The following is a 16,532-nucleotide window of genomic DNA, read 5'->3' as shown; positions in this document are numbered from 1 at the left end:
TTTGTTTATATGGCCTACAGGTTGATTCGGCCTTTCTTGTGACTATGCGAACGTACGCCTTTTACTATGCGAACGTACGCTTTTAACTATGCGAACGTACGCATTGGACTATGTGAACGTACGCTTTTTGCTATGCGAACGTACGCATTAAAAGCCCTAAAAAATCCTTAAAACACAGCTTATACACGGTTAATAACAGCTTGCCCACAGTTTATTCACAAAAGCTATTGATAAGGCTGTTGATGATCGGGATTATTGCTGATTAATTGGTTTTTATGGGGTTATTGGCACGTAACACCAAGTAAAGGATATTTTCATGATAGAACTAGCTTTAAAGCGAACTGTTTGGTGCGTAAAAGCGATAACTGGCCCTTTTGTCGTGAGTTGTCTATGTTTTACTGTTGAGGCGCTTAAATTGACTCATAGGTGATGATACAAATTCTTGGTTAACTACTACAAATTATTTGTATTAATGATACATATTTTTGGGGTTCTGTCGCAAACTCAAATTCCGCAGCCTAAATTGAAGGTGTCGCTCTACTCAGAGACAACTATGCTGCAAGCGAATAAAATTGCTCCCATACTGCTTTATATTCTGAGTCAATCATCTGTCCTTGCTTAAGCATCGAGCAAAGCTCAACACCCGCTAATGTCGCTTCTGCTCTAGCCCAAGACTTCCATCCTAAACATTGGTGCATTTTACCTTTCACTTTTCGATGACTCTGCTCGACAATAAATGCTCTTGCAGCGGGCTCATCACGTGTTTCACTCAAATAAAAATCAACAATAGCGCCATGTTTATCAACCGCTCGATAATAGTAAATCCATTTCCCTTTAATTTTGATATAGGTCTCATTCATTAGCCACGAATCTGTCACTTTACGTTTTCTTGTTCTAAAATTGGCTTCAAGTGGTGGGCTATACTTGATCACCCAACGATTTAAGGTGGAGTGGTCAAAATGAATATTTCGCTCAGCAAATATTTCTTCTATTTCACGATAACTTAGCTTGTAGGCCAAGTAGTATCGAAGGGACTGCAGAATAATTTCTTTTGGATAATGTCGGCCTGAAAAATTGAGGGTCATAATAATAAGAAGTGATCAATAATCGTTAGATCATAAACTATTTCCTCTATTTGCGAAAGAACCGATCCGAGGCATACAGTATTGAAGACAATGCCAGATCTGTTGAAGTGTTCAATCAAAAGCCGCTGTTAAACCCAATCTACCCGGTCGCTCAAACCGGCCATTCGACAGTAACTTGTGCTTACTCTGTAGTAGAGATTGCAAGTTATGCTGTTAAACAAATTACACAAAGTAAAAGCACCGTTCGATTGACTGTTATGTAGACATTTGAAGTTATATTGGGGGCGAAAGCCTTATATTTAATACTCTACTTTATGTGGAACTTAGGTAATTTTAATGTCCACTTTCCCAGCTATGCCTCATAAAATAAAGCTAGTTATGGCTATTGGCACTTTAAAAGCTAAACTAAATTTGTAGGAAAAAATCCAGTTTTTCTGAATGTGATCAAGCAAAGGGCTTAATGCAGGGTATTTAAAATCAGCCTTATTTTATTTTATTTTATTTTATTTTAAATCAATGGCCTGTATTGGTGTGGGCGGCATGATGTATGTCGCCCAATGTCAAAAGACTACAAAACTTTAAGTATTCATAAATTAAACTACTTTTAAATGCTTAAGGTTATCTTCAAAACTAGTTTTTCCACTTGCTGCTGTTTCAATGTGTTGTGACCACCAGCACATTAATATGCGCCTACGTTCAAGGTATTCAGCTCGATTATAAGCACGGCGTACTTCATTTTTATCGACATGGGCAAGGGCGGCTTCTATAACATCAGGATCATGACCTTGTTCATTTAGTGTTGTACTGGCTAAAGCGCGTAAGCCATGGGCCACTAACTTGTTTTTATAACCCATACGACCTAATGCTTTATTTGCTGATTCAACATTACAGTGTTTATTGTGATCAATGTAAGAAGGGAATAGGTACTTTCTATCACCGCTCAGTGGTTTTAATCGTGTTAATATTTCAATGGTTTTTGGTGTTAAAGGGACTTTATGTTCTAGCCTCATTTTCATTCGTTCGGCAGGTATTGTCCAAAGCTGATTTTCAAAATCAATTTCAGACCATTGTGCTTTCGCGCTTTCACTAGGGCGAGTCATTGTATGTAATTGCCACTCTAGTAAACATCGTGTGACTAATTTTATGCTGGCGTAACTTATGTCACTCATTAGCTTACCAAGTTCGTTTGGTCTAATAGTTGCCATATTAGTTACTTTAGGTGCTTGAAAGGCGCTACGGATGCCGGTTAAAGGGTTATGGTGAAGTATTCCAACATTAACAGCATGATCCATCACATTGTTTAAATGACCGATTATTTTACCTGTAGTTTCTAAGTTACCTTTTGCCGCTAATGGTTTTAATGCATCAATAGCTTCAGGCGCTAATATCTTATCAATGGGTCTATGACCAAGCTTAGGGAATACGTGGTTTTCAAACTTTCGCCATAGGCTTCTAGCGGTAACTTCAGCAACGGTCGTTTTTTTGATGGCAAACCAGTCAGTCGCTACAGTCTTGAAAGTATTGCTGGCGGAAAGTAATTGTTCTCGATGTTTATCATCTTTATATTCTTTAGGATCTATATTCTGTGCAATAAGTTCGCGAGCATGATCACGCTTTTTTCTAGCATTGGCTAATGATACTTCTGGGTATGAGCCAAAACCGATACTTGTACGTGCTTTTGTATGGGGCTTGTAGTAATCGAAGATCCAAGTTTTAAAGCCGTTAGGTTTAACTCTTAATAATAAACCGCCGCCATCACTAAGCTTATAAAGCTTATCTTTTGGTTTGGCTTGTTTTACTTCTGTATTGGTTAACGGGTTTGTTAATTTGGCCATTTGGAGTACCGCTACTTATTGGATTTATCTGGTACTCCCAAAAGTACTCCTAAAAAGTGAGGATGTCACGGAACGTTATGATATAGCTTAAGGTATAAAAAAACCCGCAACAGCCTATTTATATGCTATTTCGGGTCTTTTTGGGTTCTTAATAAACCCTAATATGGTGCTCGCTACTGGACTCGAACCAGTGACACCTTGCATGTCATGCAAGTACTCTAACCAACTGAGCTAAGCGAGCGTTACTTCTAAGTAAAATTGTTGAGTGACTCAACGAGGCGCTATGTTAGCGATCTGTTTTAGCAAGTGCAAGCAGTTTTATCTAAAATATGATGCGATTGCTGTTTAATTCAGCACTGGGTATTGTGCTTGCTTATTTAAGCAACAAATAGCTCAATAAAAGTTACACGCTATTTTAAATAGTCTAAAAGCAAGGCGTTAGAGTACCAAGCTAAAAACACTCGATTAACTTTCCAAGGCTGCGTGTTGATCAAAGCGCTTTTGCACTATTTTTAAGCGCCAAGCCAACAACACGGCCGCTACTGTTAAGCCAGAAATAAAGCCTATCCAAAATCCATAAGGACCTGATGCTGGTGCTACCCAATCGGTTAAGCCCAGTATTGAACCAAAAGACAAACCGACAACCCAGTAGGAAAAGAAGGTGATATACAAAATCGACTGTGTGTCTTTATAGCCACGAAGTGCACCCGCTGAAATAACTTGTATGGCATCGGAAAACTGAAATAAAGCCGCTAAAAACATTAAGCCAGCGGCAAGTTCAAGTACTTCGGTATCTGTGGTGTAGATGGTGGCAATTTGTGTGCTGAACAATAAGGTAATGGCTGCGGTTACTACCGCAATAACCAGTCCTAAAATAACCGAATACCGGCAGAGTTCCTTGGCTTTTTCAAAGTTTTTATTGCCCACTTCAAAACCCACTTTTATCGTCACTGCCATCGCTAAACTTAATGGCACCATAAAAACCAAACCAGAAAAGTTAATGGCAATTTGGTGGCTGGCAACAACATTAGCGCCAAAGGGTATAAGTATTATGGCTACCGCGGCAAATAAGCTTACTTCAAAAAGTAATGAAAATGCTATCGGTGTGCCTAAAGCTAATATGATTTTAATTTCTGACCATTGTGGCCAATAGAATTTGCTAAACAATGGCGCGTGTTTTAGATGTTTTGAAAAATAAGCATAGGCAAGCATGCCAATAAACATCACCCAGTAAACAATGGCTGTGGCAATACCACAACCCGCACCACCGAGTGCAGGCATACCAAACTCACCATAAATAAAAATATAGTTGGCGGGTATGTTAATTAACAAACCTAATATGCTAATGATCATGGTTGGGCGAGTAAAAGATAAACCTTCTGAATAATTACGTAAGACCAAATACAGACAATAGCCTGGGCCGCCCCAAACAATGTAACCTAAATAGTCAAACATTAAATGTTTCAGTTTAGGCTCCATCGAAATAGAGTCGATTAACATAGGAGTGGCAATGTAGTAGAGAATAATGATGATTATCGAGAAAAAAACCGCTATCCAAGCGGTTTGATAACTGGCTTTTGCCACTTGGTCAAACTGTTTGGCCCCCGATAATTGCGAAACAATACTGGCCAGTGCCATCACAAGACCTGATATGGCTAAAATTAAGGGCAACCAGACACTGCTAGCTACGGCAACGGCGGCCATATCAGTGGCACTAACACGACCCGCCATAACAGTATCGGCAAAACCCATTAAATTTTGGATCAATTGGGCGATTAAAATGGGATAGGCCAATTTCATTAAATTTTTACTATTGGAAAAAAAACGATTTATGTTCATCAAAGCGATTATATCATTAGGTTATTCTTGCTAAGATAGCAAAAAGTAGAATATTTGTTGGATGATATATGTTTACCGGTATAGTGCAATCACAAGCTGAAGTAATTGCGATAATGCGTAAAAATAATGCGATAAGATTAAAAGTTGCGTTAGAGACCCCGCTGATAGCTAATCTTGAAATTGGTGCGAGTGTGGCGATAAATGGTGTTTGTTTGACCGCTGTTGAGTTTGGCCATTTAAGTGATGATAGTAGCTTTAGTAGCTTTATAAGTTTTGATGTTATTGATGAAACGTTACGAGTGTCTAACCTTGCTGATATTAAACTGGGTACACAAGTTAATGTTGAGCGTTCGTTAAAAATTGGCGATGAAATCGGTGGTCATATGCTCAGTGGCCATGTTCATACGCAAGCTGTTTTAGCTAATCGTATCGATAGTCAGGACAACTGCACGTTAAGTTTTACCATAGCGCCTGAATATCAAAAGTATATATTTTCCAAAGGTTTTATCAGTATTAATGGTATTAGTTTAACGCTAGGCGCTGAAGTAGGAGAGTTATTTTCAGTCTATCTGATACCCGAAACTTTAGCGCGTACCAATTTACAGAATGCGGTGATTGGCGATAAAGTGAATATTGAACTTGATCAACAAACTATGACGATTGTTGAAACAATTGAACGTATGAAACTAAGTAGGAATTAGTTTTAACGCAAGCATTTGTTATACGCGCATGTGACTTGCTAGTACTCACCTCTGGCTAGTACGCACCTAAAGTGCAGTTAACGGTTGGCGGGTCAGTACCTAGTAATGTCACTTGCTTGTTAGGTATTTATTTAACAGGATAATAGTGAGTTTAACTCACTATTATCCTAACAAAACTAAGGTTTAACAAAACTAAGGTTTAAAAAAACTGTTCATTATCACTACCCACTCCTAATAGAATTTTTTGATGATACTCGTCAATATGTAAATTCAAGTGCATTTCCATGCAACAAGCGGGGCATTCATCATAATAATCTTGATCACCTGCACTAGTGTCTAAGGCCAAATGTATAGGGTGGCCGCAATGTGGGCATTCAATACGTTGTTCTTTAATCTTATGGGGCATGACGGCTCCTAGATTTGAAGCTTGAAGGATTGTACGTTTTAGTATGAACATTTTTAGCTAAAGCGCGAGTTATTCAGGCTAAATATCGCCCAACATACTTGCCACCGCAGGGCGAAACACTGTTTGGGTAAAGCCCTTAGTTAGTGAAGGTAAAGCGCGTGGTAAACTGTTGGCAATGTTATGCGCGAAATTAATCAACTTCAGTGATTAGATGATTAATTTTATTGGGTACACCATCCCATTGCTCTGCATCAACAGGTGCAGGAATAATTTCGGTGATCACTGGCCATATTTTTGCCAGTTCAGCGTTGAGCTCAATAAAGTCTTTTTGATCTTCTGGCACATCATTTTCTTGATAAATCGCGCCAACAGGACATTCAACAGGGCACAAGTCGCAATCAATACATGAGTCAGGATTAATAACTAAAAAATTGGGTCCTTGATGAAAGGCATCAACAGGACAAACTGCAACACAATCAGTGTATTTACATTGAATACAATTATCAGTAACTACAAACGCCATTTTATTCCGCTTATTTTATCTTATTGAGCTATCAAATCGACTAGCATTACTACTATGAAAGGCCAGATCATACCTAGCTTATAAACAAATTCAATTATTGTTTTAGCTTTGTATTTGGTATCGCTAGTACTATCAGGTAAAATAGCGCCAATTTTTACCCTAGTCTCGCTTTGGATACACGATATGTTGCGTTTAACTAACGTCAAATTACCACTAAATCATCAACCGGAAGAATTAGAGCAAGTTATTCTTGCAACATTAAAAATCACCGCTGAGCAGCTTACCAGTTTTTCAATCTTTAAACGTGGTTACGATGCACGTAAAAAGAGTAAGATCATTTTGATGTATACCTTAGATGTAGAAACAACAAAAAATGAACAGCTTATCGCTGAGAATATCAATGATCAAAACATTAAAGTTAGCCCTGATACAAGTTATAAGTTTGTTGGTCAAGCACCCGAACATTTAACCGAGCGGCCAGTGGTTATTGGTATGGGGCCTTGTGGTTTATTCGCGGGCTTACTCTTAGCACAGATGGGCTTTAAACCCATTATTTTAGAGCGCGGTAAAGAAGTACGCCAGCGTACTAAAGACACTTTTGGCTTTTGGCGGAAAAAAATTCTTAATACTGAGTCCAATGTGCAATTTGGTGAAGGTGGTGCGGGTACATTTTCTGACGGCAAACTCTGGAGCCAAGTTAAAGACCCAAAGCATTATAGTCGCAAAGTATTACATGAGTTTGTTGATGCCGGCGCGCCAAGTGAAATTCTATACGTTAGTAAGCCACATATAGGTACCTTTAAATTGGTCACCATGGTAGAACAAATGCGGGCAGAAATTCACCGTCTTGGCGGCGAAGTACGTTTTGAACAACGTGTAGACGATATTCATTTTGCCGAAACGCAAGATGACAACGACAATAGGCAAGTGACCGGTTTAACTTTATCGACAGGCGAGGTAATAAACACTAAACACATTGCTTTGGCTATTGGCCATAGCGCACGTGATACTTTTACTATGTTGCATGAAAAAGGTGTCTTTATAAAAGCTAAACCCTTTTCTGTTGGCTTTAGAATTGAGCATGAACAATCAGTTATTGACGATGCTCGTTTTGGCGAAAATGCCGGCAACCCTATTTTAGGTGCGGCTGATTACAAACTTGTTCATCATTGTAAGAATGGCCGTTCAGTTTATAGTTTTTGTATGTGCCCTGGTGGCACAGTAGTTGCCGCTGCGTCAGAACCAGGGCGTTTAGTTACCAATGGCATGAGCCAATATTCACGCCATGAACGTAATGCTAATAGTGCTATTGTCGTCGGTATTACACCAGAAGATTATGACGAAAATGGTAGCAAGGACAACGTACTTGCGGGCATTGAGTTTCAGCGTCGCTTAGAAGAAGCGGCCTTTAAACTGGGTGGCGAAAACTATGATGCCCCTGTACAGCTAGTGGGTGATTTTCTTGCTGGACGAAAAAGTGGCGAGCATGGTGTGGTAGCGCCATCTTATAAGCCTGGTGTTAAATTCTGCGATTTAAGTGAAATTTTACCTGACTACGCTATCGAGGCTATTCGTGAAGCATTACCGGCATTTGAACGAAAAATTAAAGGTTTCTCGATGGCTGATGCAACATTAACCGCTGTTGAAACACGGACTTCGTCGCCGATTAGTATAACCCGTGATAAAGACAGCTATGAGAGTTTAAATACCAAAGGGCTATATCCGGCGGGTGAAGGTGCCGGTTATGCGGGTGGTATTTTGTCTGCGGGTATCGATGGTATTAAAGTCGCTGAAGCCATGGCGCTTTCGATGCTGAAGCATTATCAATAAAATGTTAACTGCGATTGCTTAACTCATCAAAGTGAATAACCTAGCTTGATGAGTTAGTTAAGCCTTTAGTTAGGCATTAAGTTAAAGCTAAAGCCTCGGCTTATATTTCATGCTAGCGTTTGAGTTGTACAGAGTTCACAAGCGCTTTACGATTACTGCATTTCTTTAATATCATCGTTAACTTGTTGTTGCCACTTACTTTGAGGTAATTGGCTTTGAATATTGTGTAGTGTGGTCCAAATGCCATTCAGTGTCATGGGTTTGGTTAGCCAGAGTGGAATATTACCTTTAGGGTCAACCATAAACTGGTAAGTTATTGCTATGCGGTCAGCGGACATTGGCACTATTGTCCAATGGGCGCTAAGTACGTGCATACGTATCACATCTTGGTTTTTTTCTATGGCATTACTAGCGTCTTTAACCGCAATCTCAATCGATAAATCCTCGTTTTGCCAATAACGAGAGTGGGCCACTATTTCACGTGCTGAAATTGGCCATAAGCCTTTAAATCGAGTAATAAATACACTTTCGTTTTTTGAACTTTGGCTAATGCATTTAGCGGACTCTACATTGTCTAGCCAATGTGGAACCTGCTTAAAATCTTCAATAAAATAGATAAAGCCCGTTAAAGTTGAATTAACCTTAGCCTGTGCCTTAATTTCAATGACATCGTCATATTGACTAGCACGATAAAAAACACTTAATTCACTATTTTGCTTCCAAATGTTCCATGACGATAAATCATTTGCTTGAACATTATTGCTTAACAGCAGCAGGGAAATTAGTAGACAGTCACTTAAGCGCCTTAAATAAGTAACTGAGAAAAATATAACGCTGAGATTAAAAGCTTGAGGCAACTAACTATTCCCTATCATAACGTATTGCTGGTATAAACTGTGTTTGTGCAATAACGTAATTAAGAAAACACTAGTTCATCGGTTTAATTATTTTTGATTGATTGGGTTGCCATACACCGGCACCGTTGTGCGCAAGATGATTCATGCCTTGATTTAATACTTTATTGCCAACAATAGTTGAATTTTCAGGATGACTAATTAAAAATCCTTGGATATATTTAACCCCTAAAGACTTTAATAATTCTAGCTGTATACTATTCTCTATCCCTTCAGCGACTACTTTTAAATCAAGTTGATAGGCCATGTCGATGATTGATTTTAGTATTTTCTTATACTTAATACTACTAGTGGCTTCATTAATAAACATTTTATCAATTTTTAAAATATCGACAGGTAATGTTGCCAATATTGCTAATGAGCTAAAACCTGTACCAAAATCATCAATAGCAATAAAAACACCTTCTTGGCGAAGTTGCTCTAATTCTGTGATAATTTCATCTGATATATCAAGGAAGCAAGACTCGGTAATTTCAAGCATTAATGACGAAGGTGGTAGTCCGGTTTTTACCAGTGTATCCATAACCCACTGATAAATTGGACGATGCTTAAGTTGAATAACAGAAACATTAACAGAAATTTTGGTTTTTTTCATGCCGGCGTTATACCAAGCAAACATCTGACGACAGGCTTCATTTAATATCCAATCACCTAGTGGCAATATTTGATTAGACTCTTCTGCGATCGGTATAAACTCTGTCGGTGAAATAACACCTTCCACTGGGTGCTGCCATCGAACAAGTGCTTCAAAATAACTGATGACACAACCTTCAACATGAATAATAGGTTGGAAGGTTAAAAAGAAGCTGTGGTTAGATAAGGCTTGTCTCATCTCTTCCAATAAATAATGATAGCGCCTTAATTGGCTACCCATTTCAGGAGAGTAAATTCTATAAACGCCACGTCCATCTTTTTTAGCACGATACATTGCCACATCAGCTAATTGTACTAATGTATTAGGTTTGCTGGCACTTTCAGGGTACATAGCAATACCTATGCTAGCACTAATTTTAATCGTTTTATTACCTAAAGTGAATTCACGTTCTAGTTCTGATAAGACAAATTTTGCAATATTAATAGCACACTCTGAATTTTCTATATCAAAAAGAAAAATAGTAAACTCATCACCACCAAGTCTAGCTAAGTTTTTTTCGATACAGTTACTTGATTGGCTGAAATTTAGTTTATTACTGCGAACAAGTGAGTTTAGTCGCTCAGCAACTTGGATCAGTACTTCATCACCGAATGAATGGCCAAACGAGTCATTAACTTGTTTGAAGCCATCAAGGTCAATAAATAATAGCCCACTTTTTATTTCTTTACTCTGTGTTAACTGCTCTTCAATATGTTGCAGGAAAGTGTGGCGATTAGTTAACTTTGTTAATGCGTCACAAAAGGCACCTTGCTCAGTATCTGTTTTATATTGCTTTGCATATCGTGCTATATCTTTTAACGCATAGTTTAGATTAGCTAATACAGAATATTCTGGTTTGTATGAATGCTTTTCACCAAAGGTATGTGCTATGCCATCAGTAATAGCACAAATATCTTTTAATTTACTTTTTTGATAATTCAAAATTAAAAAGCCAGCGATAAAACCAATCACAAGTAGCGCTAGGGAAGGATAAAACACGGCTAATGCAATGTTAAATAAAATGAAATTTAATGGTGTTACTAACCAGTTATCATTCTTTTTTACTACTTTAATAACCAGCTTCTGCTCATTATCTCTAGCTAAGTTATCAATCAGTAAAATATGACTTAAATAGCCATCAACATCAGTTAATTGTTGTTGAGGTAATTCATAAGCAATATCAGGTTGGCTGTGATGAAAAGACGCTACTTTTTGAGATAAAATTGAAACAAAAAATATATAAACAATAGTGAAAAATAATATAGTCAAAAGCGTGGTTGTTTGCCAATATTTAGCGGTAGATTTATTCATACTTTAATATTCCGTCATCAGGAAGCCGCTACAATTAGTCATATTGCTTCTACAATACTACTGACTAATATTAACATTAGGTTACATTTTACTTTTGTTTTTTTACATGTAATCAACATGTTTATACATACGAGTAACTTAATTGGGTCGCCATCATATCCACACTTGTTTATTTTATCAAGCCGTTACGGGCTTTCAACTATAATATTATGGATGGGTAGCGTGGGGCCTAATAGGAAACGTTATACTAACTAGTGTAACTAATGCATACAATATAAATAACATATTAATAATAAAACTGAGTAACATAAATTTACTTTTTATGCCCAATGATAGCGTCAACGCTGTACTTAAAATTTATTTTCGGTTACCCTACGGCGAAATTTTATTGCGGGTTGTTAACACTTAAGTAGCGAAATACTCAAACGTTAATGGCTAAAAAGACAATATTAACCAATTAATTTAATTGCCAAAATAATTTAATTCAAGTGACACTTCGTATGTGCCACCACTGAACAAAGGAAAATACATGCCTGTTATTACGCTTCCCGATGGTAGTCAACGCACTTTTGAACAAGCTGTCTCTGTTATGGCTGTTGCCTTAGATATCGGTCCTGGTTTAGCAAAAGCCACCATCGCTGGTCGCATTAATGGTGAGTTGGTCGATGCTTGTGAATTAATTAAAGAAGATGCAGCGTTACAACTTATCACCAGTAAAGATGCGGAAGGTCTTGAGATCATTCGTCACTCGTGTGCGCATTTATTAGGCCATGCTATTAAGCAGCTATATCCAAATGTGAAAATGGCGATTGGCCCAACGATTGAGAATGGCTTTTATTACGATATTGACCTTGAAGAATCAATTAGTGAAGACGACTTAGCCAAAATTGAAAAACGTATGACAGAACTTGCTCGTACGGGATATGAAGTTGTTAAGAAAACAGGCACGTGGCAAGACGCTTACGATGCGTTTACTGAACGTGGTGAAACTTACAAATTACAAATTCTTGATGAAAACATCGAGAAAACAAATACGCCTGCTTTATATTACCATCAAGAATACATTGATATGTGTCGTGGCCCTCACGTACCTAGTATGCGTCATTGCCATCAGTTCAAGCTGATGAAAGTAGCTGGCGCTTATTGGCGTGGCAATTCAGACAACAAAATGTTGCAACGTATTTACGGCACAGCATGGGCGGACAAAAAACAATTAAAAGCCTATATCGTTCGTTTAGCAGAAGCTGAAAAGCGCGATCACCGTAAAATTGGTAAAACCTTAGATCTTTTCCATTGGCAAGAAGAAGCGCCAGGTATGGTGTTCTGGCATAACGATGGTTGGACAATTTATACTGAGTTAGAGAAATTTATTCGTGAAAAATTACATGAATATGATTACGACGAAGTTAAAGCGCCAATGATGATGGACCGAAGTCTTTGGGAAAAATCAGGTCATTGGGATAAATATGCTGATGGCATGTTCACCACTGAATCTGAAAAGCGTGAATACGCGATAAAACCAATGAATTGTCCGGGTCATGTACAGATATTCAATCAAGGTTTAAAGTCTTACCGCGATTTACCCTTACGTATTGCTGAGTTTGGCTGTTGTCATCGTAATGAGCCATCAGGTTCTTTACATGGCTTAATGCGTGTTCGTGGCTTTACGCAAGATGACGCCCATATTTTTTGTATGGAATCGCAAGTTCAAGCTGAAGTGAAAAAATGTATTGAAATGGTTTACGACGTATATGGTTCATTTGGTTTTGAAGATGTCGTGGTTAAATTATCCACTCGTCCAGAAAATCGTATCGGTAGTGATGAAATTTGGGATAAAGCTGAAGCCGGTCTTGCGCAAGCATTAACCGACAGCAACATCAAATTTGAGTATTTACCGGGTGAAGGAGCATTTTATGGTCCTAAGATTGAATTTACTTTAATGGACTGTTTAGGTCGTGCTTGGCAATGTGGTACAGTGCAACTCGATTTTGCTTTACCAGAGCGTTTAGGCGCAACTTATGTTGGTGAAGACAACGAAAGATATATTCCTGTCATGATTCACCGAGCTATTTTAGGTTCACTTGAACGTTTTATCGGAATTTTAATTGAAGAGTTCACGGGGAAATTTCCAACGTGGTTATCTCCAATTCATGCAACTGTGATGAATATTACGGGCAAACAAGACGAATATTGTGAAAAAGTTGTAAAAAAACTAAAAGAAAGTGGATTTAGAGTAAAACTAGACTTGAGAAATGAGAAGATAGGCTTTAAAATCCGCGAGCATACTTTAAAGCGTGTTCCGTATTTGTTAGTCGTCGGTGATAAAGAAATGGAAACTGGCGAAATTGCAGTACGAACGCGAAGTGGTGAAGATTTAGGAACAATGTCGGTTGACGACTTTATTGCTAAATTATCTGATGAAGTGAAAACTCGTCGCTAAACACTTTGTAAAATGAACACGTATATTATTATTTTATCCAAGTAAGCTAATACTAGCGCTTACTTGGTAACAACGTTCTTTGGAGGAACATGGCTATTAAAGGTGGACAACGTGGCGGGCAAAAAGAGCCGGCTCATCGTTTAAATGAGTTAATCACAGGTATTCTAGGCAATGAAGTTCGTTTAATTAAATATGACGGCGAACCAGGTGGCATAGTTTCATTCGATGAAGCTATGGACCAAGCGGAGGACGCAGGTGTAGATCTTGTAGAAATCAGCCCAACAGCAAAACCTCCTGTTTGTCGAGTTATGGATTACGGTAAGTTTATCTATGAGAAGGCTAAAGAGCAGAAAGAGCAACGTAAAAACCAGAAACAAATACAGGTTAAGGAAATTAAATTCCGACCTGGTACAGATGAAGGCGATTATCAGGTAAAGCTACGCAACCTGAAACGCTTTTTAGAAGGCGGCGACAAGGTCAAGGTAACATTACGTTTCCGTGGCCGTGAAATGGCCCACCAAGAGCTTGGTCTTGAAATTTTAACTCGTGTTAAAAACGATTTAGAAGAATTGACCGTAGTTGAGTTTTTCCCTCGTAGAGCGGAAGGGCGTCAAATGGTGATGGTTCTAGCCCCTAAAAAATAGATAATACCCGGTTTGCAAGTAGCTCAATGTTTTTCGAAATATTGAGCTCACCGCTATTATCTTTAAGCTGGTAAACAAGGCCTACAAGTAGAGTTCGACATCTTAGCTTAACCGCTAAGCACTGATGAGTTCTCGCCTAGTTTACTTTATATTTGGCATAACAATGCGGAGTTATTAACATGCCTAAAATGAAAACCAATAAAGGTGCTGCAAAGCGCTTTAAACAGACAGCCACAGGCTATAAATTTAAACAAGCCGGTCTTCGTCATATTTTGACTAAACGCCGTACTAAAGTTAAACGTCATCTTCGTGCGAAATGCATGATTTCGGCAGCTGACATTAAGTCAGTTAAAAAACTTTTACGTCACGGTTAATAGGAGAGATAGAAAATGGCAAGAGTAAAACGTGGTGTACAAGCGCGTGCACGTCACAAGAAGGTTCTAAAGCAAGCTAAAGGTTACTACGGTGCTCGTAGTCGCGTTTATCGTGTTGCTTACCAAGCTGTAACTAAAGCTGGCCAATACGCATACCGTGACCGTCGTCAACGTAAGCGTCAATTCCGTCAACTTTGGATTGCTCGTATTAACGCAGCAGCTCGTCAAAATGGTTTATCTTACAGCCGTTTCATTAATGGTCTTAAAAAGGCTTCTATTGAAATCGATCGTAAGATCCTAGCTGACATTGCAGTATACGACAAAGCAGCTTTCACATTCTTAGTTGAAAAAGCGCAAGCTTCTTTAGTATAGTTTGAGATATTAGCTTTGAGAAAAGGACGCCCTAGGCGTCCTTTTCTTTTTTCAATCCTTAAAAAATTGACTAAAAAGTCAAGAAAGTTAAGAAAGTTGAATCGTTAATTAAGCAAGTTGATTACAATATCAAACTGAGCAATAAACTAGCCTAATGGGTATAATATCAATCTCACTAATTATCTGATCATTTTTACTGGTTAAAACAACCAACTACTGTGTTATTTATTTAATAATTAGAACAACTAGTTATTAAAATAAATGCCTTATATTTGGTCATTTTCCCTGCGTATAAAGTAGACCACCTAATTAATGAAATGGGTATAAGTTTGTTTAATTAAAAGTTCATGTTCAATTATAGGAAGTAAAGGTCTTATTATGAGTCTTGCTGATCAAATTTTAGCGGTAAATAATGATTTACCTATTCGCACTGATGTGGCCGTTCATAGCGGTAAAGTTCGTTCTGTTTATTGGTTAACTGAAATAGATAGTCGTCGCTTAATTCAAGAAAAAAATTATGATGTGGCACAAGATACCCCATTAGCGATTATGGTGATCAGTGATCGTATCTCAGCCTTTGATTGTATTTGGCGCGGCGAAGGTGGTATGAAAGGTGTTCCTGGTAAAGGCGCAGCATTAAATGCCATTTCTAATCATTGGTTTAAGTTATTTAAAGAACAAGGCTTAGCTGATAGCCACATTCTTGACATACCGCACCCGTTTGTTTGGATTGTGCAAAAAGCTAAACCTGTAATGATTGAAGCTATATGTCGACAATATATTACCGGTTCAATGTGGCGATCGTATGCTAAAGGCGAGCGTGAATTCTGTGGTATAGAACTAACCGACGGCCTTGAAAAAGACAGTAAGTTGCCGCAATTGCTACAAACACCATCAACTAAAGGTGTTTTACAAGGCATACCTGGTGTGCCTGCAGTAGATGATGTCAATGTAACTCGACAAAATATTGAAGATAATTTCGCCGACTTTAACTTTAAGTCAGTAGGTGATATCGCTCTGTATGAAAAGTTATTAACCGAAGGTTTTGATGTTATTTCAGCCGCGTTAGCAAAACTTGATCAAATATTTGTCGATACCAAATTTGAGTTTGGCTATGTTAAAGACCGTAACGGCCATGACAAGCTTATTTATATGGATGAAGTAGGCACACCTGATTCATCACGTATTTGGGACGGTGAGCAGTATCGCGCTGGTAAAATTGTGGAAAACTCTAAAGAGGGCTTTCGTCAATTATTACTTAAGCACTTCCCAGACCCTGATATTCTTCTAAACAAAGACCGCATGACTGAACGTGAAGCACTTGCCCGTGACAATGAGTTACCCGCAGAGGTATTAATGGCAGTTTCAGCAACCTATATCGCGATTGCTGAAAAAATAACCAATAAAAAAATAGTGTTATCGACCAATCCTAAACAAGAAATTATCGATATTTTACGTAATGAATATCAACTAATTGATTAACGTTTAGCTTTAGCTTTACATAGCCTCGCAATAGCGGGGCTTTTTTATGCTCAGGACGAGCGGTATGCTGCGATCACATGGATGTGAAAAAGCAGCGATGCTCAGGACGAGCGGTATGCTGCGATCACATGGATGTGAAAGA

The 16,532-nt window shown here is 38.3% G+C and carries 14 protein-coding genes and 1 tRNA gene; 7 read left to right on the top strand and 8 right to left on the bottom strand.

Annotation, left to right across the window (positions count from 1 at the left end):
- Positions 1 to 551 precede the first annotated feature (551 nt).
- The 4 genes from H4J65_RS11390 to H4J65_RS11375 form a co-directional block, all read right to left on the bottom strand.
- Positions 552 to 1,085: an IS6 family transposase gene (locus H4J65_RS11390; RefSeq protein WP_182198251.1), complete on the bottom strand. Its 534-nt coding sequence runs from the start codon at positions 1,083 to 1,085 to the stop codon at positions 552 to 554.
- 593 nt (positions 1,086 to 1,678) lie between these two features.
- Positions 1,679 to 2,920 carry an integrase domain-containing protein gene (locus tag H4J65_RS11385; protein ID WP_182198250.1) on the bottom strand — a complete coding sequence of 414 codons (1,242 nt, stop codon included), beginning with the start codon at positions 2,918 to 2,920 and terminating at the stop codon, positions 1,679 to 1,681.
- 164 nt (positions 2,921 to 3,084) lie between these two features.
- Positions 3,085 to 3,161: transfer RNA gene (locus tag H4J65_RS11380), tRNA-Val, on the bottom strand.
- A 224-nt stretch (positions 3,162 to 3,385) separates the two neighbouring features.
- A complete protein-coding gene (locus H4J65_RS11375) occupies positions 3,386 to 4,720 on the bottom strand; it encodes an MATE family efflux transporter (RefSeq protein WP_259367597.1) in 1,335 nt (444 codons plus the stop codon).
- Between the two features lie 107 nt (positions 4,721 to 4,827).
- Between H4J65_RS11375 and H4J65_RS11370 the strand changes: the two genes are divergently transcribed.
- A complete protein-coding gene (locus H4J65_RS11370; protein ID WP_182198248.1) occupies positions 4,828 to 5,460 on the top strand; it encodes a riboflavin synthase subunit alpha in 633 nt (210 codons plus the stop codon).
- A 199-nt stretch (positions 5,461 to 5,659) separates the two neighbouring features.
- On the opposite strand, the gene H4J65_RS11365 is transcribed toward H4J65_RS11370, so the two are convergent.
- Together H4J65_RS11365 and fdxA are read right to left on the bottom strand one after the other, a co-directional pair.
- Positions 5,660 to 5,866 carry a CPXCG motif-containing cysteine-rich protein gene (locus tag H4J65_RS11365; RefSeq protein ID WP_182136304.1) on the bottom strand — a complete coding sequence of 69 codons (207 nt, stop codon included), beginning with the start codon at positions 5,864 to 5,866 and terminating at the stop codon, positions 5,660 to 5,662.
- Positions 5,867 to 6,056: 190 nt separating this feature from the next.
- Positions 6,057 to 6,389, bottom strand: a complete 333-nt coding sequence (gene fdxA, locus H4J65_RS11360; RefSeq protein WP_182198247.1) for a ferredoxin FdxA — start codon at positions 6,387 to 6,389, stop codon at positions 6,057 to 6,059.
- Between the two features lie 183 nt (positions 6,390 to 6,572).
- Here fdxA and H4J65_RS11355 point away from each other — a divergent pair, with 183 nt between their 5' ends.
- Positions 6,573 to 8,219: an NAD(P)/FAD-dependent oxidoreductase gene (locus H4J65_RS11355; RefSeq protein ID WP_182198246.1), complete on the top strand. Its 1,647-nt coding sequence runs from the start codon at positions 6,573 to 6,575 to the stop codon at positions 8,217 to 8,219.
- Positions 8,220 to 8,371: 152 nt separating this feature from the next.
- Here the strand turns inward: H4J65_RS11355 and H4J65_RS11350 are convergent, their stop codons facing one another.
- Together H4J65_RS11350 and H4J65_RS11345 are read right to left on the bottom strand one after the other, a co-directional pair.
- Entirely contained in the window at positions 8,372 to 9,076 is a 705-nt protein-coding gene (locus H4J65_RS11350) for an START domain-containing protein (protein ID WP_182198245.1), read from the bottom strand.
- A gap of 70 nt (positions 9,077 to 9,146) precedes the next feature.
- The gene (locus H4J65_RS11345; protein WP_182198244.1) at positions 9,147 to 11,078 is read right to left on the bottom strand and encodes a bifunctional diguanylate cyclase/phosphodiesterase; all 1,932 of its coding nucleotides are present in this window, start codon (positions 11,076 to 11,078) and stop codon (positions 9,147 to 9,149) included.
- A gap of 529 nt (positions 11,079 to 11,607) precedes the next feature.
- On the opposite strand from H4J65_RS11345, the gene thrS reads away from it, so the two are divergent.
- The 5 genes from thrS (at position 11,608) to H4J65_RS11320 (ending at position 16,390) form a co-directional block, all read left to right on the top strand.
- Complete coding sequence (gene thrS / locus H4J65_RS11340; protein WP_182198243.1) at positions 11,608 to 13,518, top strand: threonine--tRNA ligase; 1,911 nt, start codon at positions 11,608 to 11,610, stop codon at positions 13,516 to 13,518.
- 89 nt (positions 13,519 to 13,607) lie between these two features.
- Positions 13,608 to 14,162 carry a translation initiation factor IF-3 gene (gene infC / locus H4J65_RS11335; RefSeq protein WP_182185186.1) on the top strand — a complete coding sequence of 185 codons (555 nt, stop codon included), beginning with the start codon at positions 13,608 to 13,610 and terminating at the stop codon, positions 14,160 to 14,162.
- Positions 14,163 to 14,341: 179 nt separating this feature from the next.
- The gene (gene rpmI / locus H4J65_RS11330; protein WP_146878580.1) at positions 14,342 to 14,536 is read left to right on the top strand and encodes a 50S ribosomal protein L35; all 195 of its coding nucleotides are present in this window, start codon (positions 14,342 to 14,344) and stop codon (positions 14,534 to 14,536) included.
- Between the two features lie 15 nt (positions 14,537 to 14,551).
- Complete coding sequence (rplT, locus tag H4J65_RS11325) at positions 14,552 to 14,908, top strand: 50S ribosomal protein L20 (protein ID WP_146878581.1); 357 nt, start codon at positions 14,552 to 14,554, stop codon at positions 14,906 to 14,908.
- A gap of 378 nt (positions 14,909 to 15,286) precedes the next feature.
- Complete coding sequence (locus H4J65_RS11320; RefSeq protein ID WP_182198242.1) at positions 15,287 to 16,390, top strand: phosphoribosylaminoimidazolesuccinocarboxamide synthase; 1,104 nt, start codon at positions 15,287 to 15,289, stop codon at positions 16,388 to 16,390.
- The last annotated feature ends 142 nt before the right edge of the window (positions 16,391 to 16,532 follow it).

Source organism: Colwellia sp. MB02u-9, assembly GCF_014077085.1.
Classification (GTDB): domain Bacteria; phylum Pseudomonadota; class Gammaproteobacteria; order Enterobacterales; family Alteromonadaceae; genus Cognaticolwellia.
The sequence above is the reverse complement of the archived record's forward strand: the minus strand, read 5'-3'. Positions and strand labels throughout refer to the sequence as shown.